Source organism: Streptomyces sp. NPDC030799 (assembly GCF_055572255.1).
This window is the reverse complement of the sequence record NZ_JBVIDS010000006.1, coordinates 143534-155700: the sequence shown is the minus strand read 5'-3', so window position 1 is coordinate 155700 and position 12167 is coordinate 143534. Positions and strand designations below refer to the sequence as shown.

Genomic DNA, 12167 nt, shown 5'->3' with positions numbered 1-12167 from the left:
GGCGGGGAAGGTCAGGTCGAGCAAGGTCATCGTCGTGTAAGTCACATCGGAAATCTTGTTTCAGGGCTTGATATGGCGGGAAACAAGCGTGGTTCCGCATGTGGGAGGGTGCACCGGCGCCGGCCCGGCGCGCCTTCGTTCGACGGGTGGCGCGGGCCTGCCCTGATCACACGTGTCCAGCTGCACGGAACGGCAGCGACCGTCGTGGATCTTGTGCTTCCGGATCGGACTTTACGTCAACTCGGGGCGGAAGTCAGTCCCGGAAGAGTGACGATGATCCGGCAGCCGCGCTCGGATTCGGCCACTCCGATCCGGCCGCCGTGCAGATCCACCGCCCAGCGGGCGATCGCCAGACCGAGGCCCGTACCGCCGTCGCTGCCCGGGCCGTGCGGCCGGGTCGCCGCGCCCCGGTTGAACCGCTCGAACACCTTGTGCCATTCCGATCGCGGGATCCCCGGGCCCTCGTCCAGGACCTCCAGCTCCAGCGACTCCGGCTGCGGCCCGCGCCGCGCCTTCACCGTCACCCGGCCGTGCGGCGGGCTGTGCTTGACCGCGTTGTCGATCAGGTTGGCGACGACCTGGTGGATGCGCTCGGGATCCGCGTGCGCGGTCAGCTCCGGCGGGGAGACGTCCAGGTGCAGATGGACGTCGGTGCGGGTGTGGCTGCCGGAGCCGGAGGCGATGCCGGCGCGCGCCGAGGCCACCATGTTGGCCTCCTTCAGCACGCCCGACAGATACGGCCACACCTCGAAGCGCCGCATCTTCAGCGGGACGACGCCGTTGTCGAGCCGGGACAGGTCCAGCAGGGTCTCCACCAGCCGGCCGAGCCGCTCGGTCTGCTTCAGGGCCGTCCGCATGGTCTCGGGGTCGGCCTCGGTGACCCCGTCGACGATGTTCTCCAGCACGGCGCGCAGCCCGGCGATGGGGGTGCGCAGTTCGTGGGAGACGTTCGCGACCAGCTCCTTGCGCTGGCTGTCCTGGGCCTCCAGCTCGTCCGCCATGACGTTGATCGTCCGGGCCAGGTCGCCCAGCTCGTCCCGGCGGCCCTCGCTCACCCGGCGGGTGTAGTCGCCCTCGGAGATCGACCGCGCCACCGTGTTCATCTCGTCCAGCGGCATGGTCAGCGAATGCGCCACGAACTGCGTGATCAGCAGGGTGGCGATCATCGAGAAGACCGTGATGAAGCGCAGCTCGGTCTTGGTGTGCACGGCGACGATCGACAGTCCGGTGGTGATCAGCACCGATATGACGACGAGCGCACCCAGCTTGGTCTTGATCGAGAACGGGCGTACGCCGCCCCAGGGGTCCTCCCCGGGGCTCCTCCGTGCGGCCTGGCGCCCGGCGCCGCTCATGGAGTCGGCGTCTCCAGCGCGTATCCCACGCCGTGCACGGTGCGGATGCGCTCGGCGCCGATCTTCCGGCGCAGCGCCTTGATGTGGCTGTCGACCGTACGGGTGCCGGAGGCGTCCGCCCAGTCCCACACCTCGGCCAGCAGCTGCTCCCGGGAGAGCACCGCACGCGGGGTGTTCGCGAGGCACACCAGCAGGTCGAACTCGGTGGGCGTCAGGTGGACGTCCTCGGACTTCACCCGCACCCGGCGCTGCGCGTGGTCGATCTCCAGCTCGCCGAGCCGCAGGATCCCGCTGCGCGGCGTCGCGGCGGCCAGGGCCGCCCGCTCCACCCGCCGCAGCAGCACATGCACCCGCGCGGCCAGCTCCCGCATCGAGAACGGCTTGGTCATGTAGTCGTCCGCACCGACCCCGAGACCGACCAGCATGTCCGTCTCGTCGTCCCGCGCGGTCAGCATCAGCACCGGCACCGGACGCTGTGCCTGCACCCGCCGGCAGACCTCCAGGCCGTCGAAGCCCGGCAGCATGATGTCGAGGATCAGCAGATCGGGCTGCCAGGCCTCGGCCGTGTCGACGGCGGCCGGGCCGTCCGTCGCGGTTTGCACGAGAAATCCCTCGGCGCGCAGCCGGGCCGCGATGGCGTCGACGATCGTGGGGTCGTCCTCGACGACCAGGACCCGGCGCTGTGCGCCCGGGGTGGTCGTCGCCGCGCCGCTCTGGGAGGTGTGTGTCTGCTCCATCGCCCGCCCCTGCTTGTTGCTTTCCGGAACCAGTGGGGTGATCCCATGTCTGCGATTGACGCTTGAATGATCCGCGTCAGGGCAGCACATTACGGGGATCCGCCGTGCTGTCGCTATCCAGGTCGGACCCCGAGGTGCACGGCGTCCGGAACGCCCCGGGCAACGGGGACCTCTTCGGTACGCACCTGCCGGAACCCGGCATTCCGCATGGTTCCTTCAAATTCCGGAGAGGGCTCGGCGGACCACACGGCCAGCACTCCACCGGGTCTCAACGCCCTTGCGCAGGCGGCGAGTCCGGCCGGCGCATAGAGGCTGTGATTGTCGTCCGTGACCGTCCAGCCGGGGCCGTTGTCGATGTCCAGGCAGAGCGCGTCGAACGTGTCGGATGTCTCATTGACGAACGTCACGAGATCCTCCTGCACGATCTCGGTGCGCGGATCGCCGAGCGCACCGGCGGACACCTCCGCCAGCGGCCCGTTCCGGTGCCAGTCGACGACGGCGGGTTCCCGCTCCACCACGGTGATCCGTCCCCACCTGGGATCCGCTGCCGCATGTGCGAGTGAGAATCCCACGCCCAGCCCGCCGATCAGCACATCCGGCTCCGGCCGTCCGTCCAGCGCGTCGTACGCGGCGTCCATCAGCAGCCGCTCCGAGCGGCCGTCGGAGGTGTCCATCAGAAAACAGCCGTTGGCGATGATCTGCAGCAGCGATCCGTGCCGGCGCAGCACCACCTCGCCGTACGGGCCGTCACGCCGGTCGAGGACCACGGGAGAGTCGTACACGGCAGCAGTCATGCCCCCATCCTGCTTGAACACGCCATGACCTGCACCGGAATTGCGGATGACACGCGCACGCTCTCGGCACCGGGCCGGGGGCGGACGCAGCCGGTACGTGAGAGGTTGCTGTGAATCCGCCCTCGCGTGGCGTCGGTCATAGACAGCGGCCCGCGCAACGCGAAGGGTGGGGCGCGAAGGAAGGAGCGCCACACCGTGGAACCGATCGCGACGGGGCCTTCATCGGCCGCGTCCGCGCCCCTGGCGGGCGCTCCGCTCACCGACGGCGGTGTCGCCGTCCCGGCACCCGCGCTCGCGGACCTGCTGGACGGCATGCCGCGCCAGCGGCACGCCACGGTCCCCGCCCGCGACCCCGCACCCACCCCCGCCGACACGCGCCCCGCCCTGCGGGTCCCGCGGCTGTGGCGCCTGCTGCCCACGCCCACCGGAACCCCGTTCACCTTCTCCTACGGCGCCGTCCTGGCCGTCACCTCGGCGGTCGCGGCCATGGCCGACCCGGGCCTGGTGCACACCCTCTACCAGAACTCCAGCACGGACGTGGCCCACTTGGTGCGCACACCCGTGCTGGTGCTGCTGGCGAGCGCCCTGTGGATCGCGGGCGGCGTCCTGTCGCCGTACGCGCTCGCGTTCGTGCTGGTGCTCACCGCGCTCGAACGGCGCATAGGCGGTGTGCGGGCGGCCTGCGTCTTCCTGGCGGGGCACGTCCTGGCCACCCTCGCGACCGAGGTGCCGGTGGGCCTGGCCGTCCTGTTCGGCCACCTTCCCCCCACCTCGCTGCACCGCCTCGACTACGGCATCAGCTTCGGCGTCGCCGCCGGCACCGGCGCCCTGGCCGGCCTCCTGAGCCCCTGGCTCCGCTGGCCCGTACTCGCCCTGGCGACCGGCCTCCTCTTGAACGACCTGATCGCCTTCGAGGACCCGATGACGAACTGGGGCCACCTGATCGCCCTCGCGATCGGCGTCGGCGGCTGGCCGCTCGTCCGACGCCGGCGCCTTCCGGCGGTTTCCCCGGTTCCCCTGTGAACACCCGCTCGATGGTGTAGCCCTGTGCTGCGGTCGGAGCACAGGGCTCCGGCGGGACAGGGGGAGGACCACATGACGGATGTCGTTGCCCGGATCGAATGGGCGGTCGAGGTGACCGGCCGCGTGGTGGACGCCGTCGCCGACACCCAGTGGCGGATCGCGACGCCCTGCAAACCGTGGGACGTTCACACCGTCCTCAACCACACCGTGGGCGGTATGCACATCTTCGCCGCCCTCCTGAACGGCACCGAGCCGGGCCGGGCGCACGAGGACGACTGGCTGGGCGAGGACCCGAAGGCCGCGTACCGGGCGGCAGCAGCGGCGGACCTCGCGGCCTGGACCCGCCCCGGCGCCCTCGACACCACGGTCCGCATCGCGCTCGGCCCCCTGCCCGGCCCGGTCGCCGCACTGGTCCACCTCACCGAGGTCTGTGTCCACGGGGTCGACATCGCGGTCGCCACCGGAGGCGAGTCCCTCCTGGACGAGGACCTGTGCGAGCACCTGCTCACGACGATGCGGCAGACGCCGGACTTCGACTCGTTCCGGGTGCCGGGGGTCTTCGGCCCGGAGCTCCCGGCACCGGCGGACGCGGCGCCGCACATCCGCCTCCTGGCCTTCCTGGGCCGCAGTACTTGTTGATCGCTCACAGCGAACAACTGAAGGGAACACCGGCAGACCCCCAGCAGTTGAGTCGGCATAGCTCAACTTGACTGCCGAAGGGGAGATCATGGCTACTGAGTCACCGGCGTTCACGCTCGTCCTGCCCGTGCTGCCGCTCGACGACGAGGTCGTGCTGCCCGGCATGGTGGTTCCGCTGGACCTGAGCGACGCCGAGGTGCGGGCCGCGGTGGAGGCCGCACAGGCCGCCGCCCGGTCCGCGCCCGGGAAGCCCAAGGTGCTGCTGGTGCCCCGTATCGACGGCACGTACGCGAAGACCGGTGTGCTGGGCACGGTCGAGCAGGTCGGCCGGCTGGCCGACGGTGACCCGGGGGCTCTGATCCGCGGCCGCAGCCGCGTGCGGATCGGCGCCGGCACCACCGGCCCCGGCGCGGCCCTGTGGGTCGAGGGCGCCCGCATCGACGAGAACGTCCCCGACCCGCTGCCGGGTCAGGTCGCGGACCTCGTCAAGGAATACAAGGCGCTCGCCACCACCTGGCTGAAGAAGCGCGGCGCCTGGCAGGTCGTGGACCGGGTCCAGGCCATCGACGGCGTCTCCGCGCTCGCCGACAACTCCGGCTACTCGCCGTTCCTCACCACCGAACAGAAGCTCGAACTGCTGGAGACCGCCGAGCCGGTGGCCCGGCTGAAGCTCGCCACGCAGCAGCTCCGCGACCACCTCGCCGAGCAGGACGTGGCCGAGACCATCGCCAAGGACGTCCAGGAGGGCGTCGACAAGCAGCAGCGGGAATTCCTGCTGCGCCGCCAGCTGGAGGCCGTCCGCAAGGAACTGCGCGAGCTGAACGGCGAGTCGGAGGGCGAGGAGTCCGACGACTACCGGGCCCGCGTGGAGGCCGCCGACCTGCCGGAGAAGGTCCGCGAGGCCGCCCTGAAGGAGGTCGACAAGCTGGAGCGGGCCTCCGACCAGTCGCCGGAGGGCTCCTGGATCCGGACCTGGCTGGACACGGTCCTCGAACTCCCGTGGAACTCCCGCACCGAGGACGTGTACGACATCCAGGGGGCCAAGGCGGTCCTGGACGCCGAGCACGCCGGTCTGCAGGACGTGAAGGAGCGCATCACCGAGTACCTCGCGGTGCGCAAGCGGCGCAGTGAGCGCGGGCTCGGCGTGATCGGCGGCCGGCGCGGCGGTGCCGTACTGGCCCTGGTCGGCCCGCCCGGTGTCGGCAAGACCAGCCTCGGCGAGTCCGTCGCCCACGCCATGGGCCGCAAGTTCGTGCGCGTGGCCCTCGGCGGCGTCCGCGACGAGGCCGAGATCCGCGGCCACCGCCGTACCTACGTCGGCGCGCTGCCCGGCCGGATCGTGCGCGCCGTCAAGGAGGCCGGGTCGATGAACCCGGTGGTCCTGCTGGACGAGATCGACAAGGTGGGCTCCGACTTCCGCGGCGACCCGGCCGCGGCCCTGCTCGAAGTCCTGGACCCGGCGCAGAACCACACCTTCCGGGACCACTACCTGGAGGTCGAACTCGACTTGTCGGACGTGGTCTTCCTGGCCACCGCCAACGTCCTGGAGGCCATCCCGGAGGCGCTCGCCGACCGTATGGAGATCGTCCGCCTGGACGGCTACACCGAGGACGAGAAGGTCGTCATCGCCCGTGACCACCTGCTCCCGCGCCAGCTGGAGCGGGCGGGACTCGGCAGGGACGAGGTCGCCCTGGACGAGAGCGCCCTGCGCAAACTGGCCGGCGAATACACGCGCGAGGCCGGCGTGCGCACCCTGGAGCGCTCGATCGCACGCCTGCTGCGCAAGGTCGCGGCCCAGCACGAACTCGGCGAGCGGGAACTGCCCTTCACCGTCCGGGACGAGGACCTGCGCGGCCTGATCGGACGTCCGCGCCACGTGCCCGAGTCCGCCCAGGACCCGGCCGAGCGCCGTACGTCCGTCCCGGGTGTGGCGACCGGCCTCGCGGTCACCGGCGCCGGCGGTGACGTCCTCTTCGTGGAGGCGTCCCTCGCCGACCCGGAGACGGGTGCGGCGGGCCTGACCCTGACCGGTCAGCTCGGTGACGTGATGAAGGAGTCCGCCCAGATCGCGGTGAGCTTCCTGCGCAGCCGCGGAGCCGAACTGGAGCTCCCGGTCGGCGACTTGAAGGACCGGGGTGTGCACATCCACTTCCCGGCGGGCGCGGTCCCCAAGGACGGCCCGAGCGCCGGCATCACGATGACGACGGCGCTGGCGTCCCTGCTGAGCGGACGGCTCGTGCGCACGGACGTGGCGATGACGGGCGAGGTCTCCCTGACCGGCCGGGTCCTGCCCATCGGCGGCGTGAAGCAGAAACTGCTCGCCGCACAGCGCGCCGGGGTGACCACCGTGATCATCCCCAAGCGCAACGAGCCCGACCTGGACGACGTCCCGGCCGAGGTGCTGGACAAGCTGGACGTCCACACCGTGACCGACGTCCGCCAGGTTCTGGAGCTGGCGCTCGCGCCCGCGACGAACGGCGCGGCGCCGGAGGTTCCGGTGGCGGCGTGACGGACGCTGCCGGATGAGGGAGGGCCCGGGTCCCGTGAGGGAGGCCCGGGCCCTCGCCGTACCCGCTCGGGCTGCTCGCCCCGCCGTGCACGCGCGACGACGCCTTCGGCCGCCGGTCCGCGCCGGAGGCCGGCCGCCGCCGTCGGGCTCTGCGCCGGCGCCTGCGCGAGCTGCGGCAACGGCGGCCGTGGGGCGACGGTGGCAGCGGCCGGTCAGCCCGCGGCGCCGGCCAGAGACTGCTCCGCCCACACCGTCTTGCCGACCCGGTCGTGCCGGGTGCCCCAGCGGTCGGCCAGCTGGGCGACCAGCAGCAGGCCCCGGCCGCCCTCGTCGAAGATGCGGGCGCGCCGCATGTGCGGGGTGGTGCCGCTGGAGTCGTACACCTCGCAGATCAGGGTCGAGTCCTGGTGGATCAGCCGGAGCCGGATGGGCGGGCGGCCGTACCGCATGGCGTTGGTGACCAGCTCGCTGACCATCAGCTCGGTGGGGAAGGCGGCCTCGTCCAGTCCCCACACGGACAGCTGATCGCAGGCCAGGCGGCGGGCCCGCGAGACGTCCGTGGGGTCGTCCGCCAGCTGCCAGGCGGCGACCCGGTCCTCGTGCAGCACCCGGGTGCGGGCGACGAGCAGCGCGATGTCGTCGTCGGGGCGGTGGCTCAGCAGCTCGGTCAGCACCCGGTCGCAGACGGCGTCCAGCGTGGTCGCGGGCCGGCCGAGCGCGGCGAACATCTTGTCCAGCGCCTCGTCGATGTCGTGCTCACGGGCCTCGAAGAGCCCGTTGGTGTAGAGCGCGAGCAGGCTGCCCTCGGGCAGTTCGGTCTCGCTGGCCTCGAAGGGCAGCCCGCCGAGCCCGAGCGGTGGCCCCGCGGGCACGTCGAGGAAGCGTACGGCGCCGTCCGGCGTGACCACGGCGGGCGGCGGATGGCCGGCCCGGGCGAGCGTGCACCGGCGCGAGACCGGGTCGTAGACGGCGTACAGACAGGTGGTGCCGATACCGCCGGCGGTATCGGCGGCCGGGTCCGCGCTGCCCTCGTCGGCGGCGAGCCGCAGTACCAGGTCGTCGAGGTGGGTGAGGAGTTCGTCGGCCGGCAGATCGACGTCGGCCAGGGTGCGCACGGCCGTGCGCAGCCGGCCCATGGTGGCCGAGGCGCGGATGCCGTGGCCCACCACGTCGCCCACGACGAGCGCCACCCGCGCCCCGGACAGCGGGATCACGTCGAACCAGTCGCCGCCCACGCCGGCCCGGGCCGCGGCGGGCAGATAGCGGGTGGCGATCTCCAGGGCCGCCTGGTCGGGCAGCGTGTGCGGGAGCAGGCTCTGCTGGAGGGCCATGGTGGTGGTACGGGCCCGTGCGAAGCCCCGGGTCTGCCGGATGCCGGCGGCCGCCCTGGCCGTGAACTCCTGGGCCAGCCGCAGCTCCTCCGGGCCGAACGGCCCCCGGTCGGGGCGCCGGCCGAAGAGCGCCACGCCGAGCGCGCTGCCCTGGGCGAGCAGCGGCGCCGCCAGCAGCGAACGCGTCCCGGACGCGCGCAGCCACGCCGCGCCCGGGTCCACCGCCGCCCACTCGGCGACGACCGGGTCCGTCGTGTCGTACAGCAGCGGCCGGCTCGCCGCGAGGCACTGGGCCGGCGGGGAGTCCACCGGGCAGACGACCGCCTCGCCCGGGCCGGCGCCGTAGGCGGGTCCGTGGCCGTCCGGGACGGCGCGCAGCGCGGCGCGGCGCAGCACCACGGGACCGGGCTGCTCGGGCTCCTCGTCCGCGTCGCGGGGCGAGTCCAGCAGGTCGACCGCCATGACGTCGGCGAGCCGCGGGACCGTGACCTCGCCGAGTTCCTGCGCGGCACGCGCCTGGTCCGCCGCCGGGCCGACGCGCGAGCTGCTCTCGTCCGCCGCCTGTGACGGGCCGGCGGCGTCCTGGCCGGGCGCCTGCGTGGACAGGCAGACCGCGCGCACCCGGCCGCCGGCGTCCTTCAGCGGGGTGAGCACGGCGGTTCCGCCCCCTTCCGCGCCGAGCCCGGCCGTGGCCTCCTGCGGCCGGCCGGACTCCAGCGCGAGCCGCATCGACCGGTCGGCCTCCTCGCTCGCGGCGCCGGGCGCGATGTGCGGCAGCCGCAGTCCGCGCATCGCGGCCTCGGGCAGGGCGAGGGCGTGTTCCATCCGGCGGTTGGCGCGCACCAGCCGCAGATCGGCGTCGAAGATCGCCAGTGGGAAGGGGGACTGCAGGAACGTCCACTCCTCCAGTGGTTCGCCCCGGGGCGGCTGCGACCGGGCCGTCACGGCGCTCACCACGAGCCAGTCGGTGACTCCGGTGGCCGAGGTCCGGCGGTGCGCGAGCACCCCCAGTTCCAGCCGCCGGCCGTCGCGGTGGCGCAGCGGCACGGTGCCGTTCCAGCGTTCGCGGCCGGCCAGGACCCGGCGCGCCGCCGAGACCTCGGCGGCGAGCAGCACGGTGGCGGGCCGTCCGACGACGGCCGGGGAGTCATAACCGAGCAGCCGCTGTGCGCCTTCGCTCCAACCCGTGAGAATGCCCTGCTCATCGATGGTGGCCGTGGCCGTGTACGTCGACTGTCGCTCCATCGCCGCTCATCTCGCCCAGTTCGGCAGGCTCTCCCTGACCAGCATGATCCCGGGCGGCGGAGAGCACCAACGCAACGGAAGCGGCCCCTGCCGGGCGGGCAGGGGCCACCACAGGAGCATCAGCCGTTGGCCAGGGCCTGTACCCGGTCCAGAGCGCCGTTGAATTTGTCGTGGTCGCCGACCGTCGGGCCGGAGGAGGTGTACTGCCACATCGTGTAGTACGACCAGCCGGCCGGCAGTGTCCCCGGGTCCGAGGCGTAGCGGGCGATCCACAGCGGGTTGTTCGCGGCGAAGCCGCCGTAGTTGCCGGTGCACTGGGTCCACCAGCTGGTGGCCGTGTAGATCACCGGGTAGCGGCCGGTGAGCGAGTGGTAGGTGTTGATGAAGTCGGCGATCCAGCTGACCATCTGGCTCGCGGTCTTGCCGTAGCAGGCCGCCCCGTAGGGGTTCCACTCGATGTCGAGCGTGCCGGGCAGGGTCTTGCCGTCGCGCGACCAGCCGCCACCGTGACCGACGAAGTAGCTCGCCTGGGTGGCGCCGCCGGTGGTGTCCGGGGTCGCGAAGTGATAGGCGGCGCGGATCATGCCCACGTTGTACGAGCCGTTGTACTGCTGGGCGAAGTACGGGTTCGTGTAATACGTGCCCTCCGTCGCCTTGGTGTACGCCCAGCGCACCCCGCTGCCCCACAGGGTCGACCAGGCGACGTTGCCCTGGTGGGCGGAGACGTCCACGCCCTCGGTCTGGGTGACGGCACCCGGGGCGGGGGTGCCGTTTCGGCCGTCGTGGGCGAGGACGCCCATGCCCATGCGGGCGGAGCCGCGGCTGGGGGTGGTCGCGGCGTGGGCGGAGGTGAGGGGCAGGGTGAGGGAGAGCGCCGCGAGCAGGGCCGTGACGAGGACGGCGAGGGGGCGCGGGCGCAGGGAGCGGGCGGAGCGGTCGGAGCCGGGTCTGTGCACGGGCATGACGTGCCTCCGGGATGTGGGGTGGGGGGAACGAGGCGGTGACCGTGAACCGAGTGGCCGCACTGGCGTGGGCATGCCATTGATTGCCTGATAAAGAAGCTACGCACGTAGATGACGGCGTGGGAAGGGGGTCCGGACGCTGCCGTTGGTCTACGCCTGCGAAATACTTACGGAGCTGCGGCAATGACGACTTTTGGCAGAAACTTTCAGGACCGGGAAACCGAGCAGGGGTGCTGACGTGCACGAGGACGGAAACGGCGACGCACAGCGCGGCGCCCACAAGGCGACGCCCGCCGGCGCGGACCAGGAATTCCTGGCGCTGGAACGGGAGTTGACCGTGCTGCTGCGGCGAGCGCGGGCCAACCAGGGAGAGATGGCCCGAGAGGTCCATCCCGACCTGGAGTCCTCCGCGTACGGCCTGCTCATCCGCCTGGACGAGTACGGCGGGCAGCGGGCCACGGAACTCGCCGCCTACATCGGCGTCGGCAAGGCCACCATGTCCCGCCAGCTGCGCGCCCTGGAGGAGCTGGGCCTGATCGCCCGCGAGCCCGACCCCGCCGACGGCCGTGCCTGGCTCGTCACCCTGACCGACGAGGGGCGCGGCCGGGTCGGCAAGGTCCGCGAGGCGCGCCGCGCCCGGTACGTCAGCCAGCTCGCCCACTGGGACCGCCGCGAGGTCGCGGAACTGGCCCGGCTGCTCCACCAGTTGAACGGCGTCATGGAGAAGTAGGAGCCCTCGACCGGGGTCAGCCCTCGACCGGGGTCACAGCTCCACGTACACGACCGTCGCGTCGTCGTGCGTCTTGCTCCGCCCCAAAAACGCCCGCTCCTCCCGGTCCGCCGTCTCCAGATCCCGCACCCGGTCCACCAGCGACCGGGCGCCCTCCTTCGCGACCACGTCGAACAGGGCCGCCCAGTCGCCCTCGTGGAACTTCTCCGTCCAGCGGGTCGCGCCGTCCGTCAGCGCGGCCAGGGCGCGGACCTCGCGGCGGGGCAGGCTGCCGGCGACCGCGCGTGCGGCCACCGACGGGTCGGCGGCGGCCGTGAAGAATCCGCCCTCCTTGTTGCGCAGGGTGGCGTCCACCAGGGCGTCCGTGGCGAGCCGGGAGCGCGGGATCCGGGCGAGACGGTCGTCCAGGACCGGGGTGACCGTCCCGTCGGGCCCCTGGAGCAGCAGCGCCGCATCGGACAGCACCAGGTACTCGACCGTGTCGGCGGACCAGCGGGCCAGGGCGACGGTTGCCTGGGGGGTCCGTGGGTGAGAAAGCTCACAAGTGTCCGCGTGGGCCCCGGCCGTGCGGCCGATCGCCCGGGAGAGAACCTCCGGCAGTGTCAGATCTCTGCTCGAAACGGTCAGTTCGGTCAGCGCGCCGCCGAGCCGCGCGGTGAACCAGGGGACGGAATGCAGACACCCCGTCCCGCCTCTCGGCGGGGTCACCCCGTCCAGGACGATCACGCAACCTCCCTGTCCGGAGGCGGGTAGTCCGGCACCGGCGAAGTCCTCGTTGGGTCGGTTCACGTCGCCGGGTTCCGAAACGAGATCGGTTCGCATCCAGCCAGTCTGCACGACCCCTT

At 72.4% G+C, this 12167-nt stretch carries 10 protein-coding genes; 4 read left to right on the top strand and 6 right to left on the bottom strand.

Annotation, left to right across the window (positions count from 1 at the left end; translation table 11 throughout):
• Positions 1 to 236: 236 nt before the first annotated feature.
• The 3 genes from ACZ41I_RS16840 to ACZ41I_RS16830 form a co-directional block, all read right to left on the bottom strand.
• Positions 237 to 1352 carry a HAMP domain-containing sensor histidine kinase gene (locus tag ACZ41I_RS16840; RefSeq protein WP_363214438.1) on the bottom strand — a complete coding sequence of 372 codons (1116 nt, stop codon included), beginning with the start codon at positions 1350 to 1352 and terminating at the stop codon, positions 237 to 239.
• Positions 1349 to 2089, bottom strand: coding sequence for a response regulator transcription factor (locus ACZ41I_RS16835; RefSeq protein WP_351623052.1), 741 nt, complete (start codon positions 2087 to 2089; stop codon positions 1349 to 1351). The genes ACZ41I_RS16840 and ACZ41I_RS16835 overlap by 4 nt, the downstream gene beginning before the upstream one ends.
• Positions 2090 to 2202: 113 nt before the next feature.
• The gene (locus ACZ41I_RS16830; protein ID WP_468514474.1) at positions 2203 to 2883 is read right to left on the bottom strand and encodes a spermine/spermidine synthase domain-containing protein; all 681 of its coding nucleotides are present in this window, start codon (positions 2881 to 2883) and stop codon (positions 2203 to 2205) included.
• 195 nt (positions 2884 to 3078) lie between these two features.
• Between ACZ41I_RS16830 and ACZ41I_RS16825 the strand changes: the two genes are divergently transcribed.
• The 3 genes from ACZ41I_RS16825 to lon all read left to right on the top strand — a co-directional run bounded on the left by ACZ41I_RS16825 (position 3079) and on the right by lon (position 7054).
• Positions 3079 to 3906: a rhomboid-like protein gene (locus ACZ41I_RS16825; protein ID WP_468319319.1), complete on the top strand. Its 828-nt coding sequence runs from the start codon at positions 3079 to 3081 to the stop codon at positions 3904 to 3906.
• Positions 3907 to 3978: 72 nt separating this feature from the next.
• Complete coding sequence (locus ACZ41I_RS16820; RefSeq protein WP_468514473.1) at positions 3979 to 4545, top strand: TIGR03086 family metal-binding protein; 567 nt, start codon at positions 3979 to 3981, stop codon at positions 4543 to 4545.
• 88 nt (positions 4546 to 4633) lie between these two features.
• Positions 4634 to 7054: an endopeptidase La gene (gene lon / locus ACZ41I_RS16815; protein ID WP_399764523.1), complete on the top strand. Its 2421-nt coding sequence runs from the start codon at positions 4634 to 4636 to the stop codon at positions 7052 to 7054.
• 212 nt (positions 7055 to 7266) lie between these two features.
• Here lon and ACZ41I_RS16810 read toward each other — a convergent pair whose 3' ends face one another.
• Both ACZ41I_RS16810 and ACZ41I_RS16805 read right to left on the bottom strand, forming a co-directional pair.
• On the bottom strand, positions 7267 to 9630 hold the full coding sequence (locus ACZ41I_RS16810; RefSeq protein WP_468514472.1) for a SpoIIE family protein phosphatase: 2364 nt from the start codon (positions 9628 to 9630) through the stop codon (positions 7267 to 7269).
• Between the two features lie 119 nt (positions 9631 to 9749).
• Positions 9750 to 10592 (bottom strand): lysozyme, encoded by an 843-nt coding sequence (locus ACZ41I_RS16805; RefSeq protein ID WP_468319312.1) that lies wholly within the window; start codon positions 10590 to 10592, stop codon positions 9750 to 9752.
• 238 nt (positions 10593 to 10830) lie between these two features.
• Here ACZ41I_RS16805 and ACZ41I_RS16800 point away from each other — a divergent pair, with 238 nt between their 5' ends.
• Positions 10831 to 11322, top strand: a complete 492-nt coding sequence (locus tag ACZ41I_RS16800; protein ID WP_363214431.1) for a MarR family winged helix-turn-helix transcriptional regulator — start codon at positions 10831 to 10833, stop codon at positions 11320 to 11322.
• Positions 11323 to 11355: 33 nt separating this feature from the next.
• Here ACZ41I_RS16800 and ACZ41I_RS16795 read toward each other — a convergent pair whose 3' ends face one another.
• Positions 11356 to 12144: a protein phosphatase 2C domain-containing protein gene (locus ACZ41I_RS16795; RefSeq protein WP_363214430.1), complete on the bottom strand. Its 789-nt coding sequence runs from the start codon at positions 12142 to 12144 to the stop codon at positions 11356 to 11358.
• Positions 12145 to 12167: the final 23 nt, after the last annotated feature.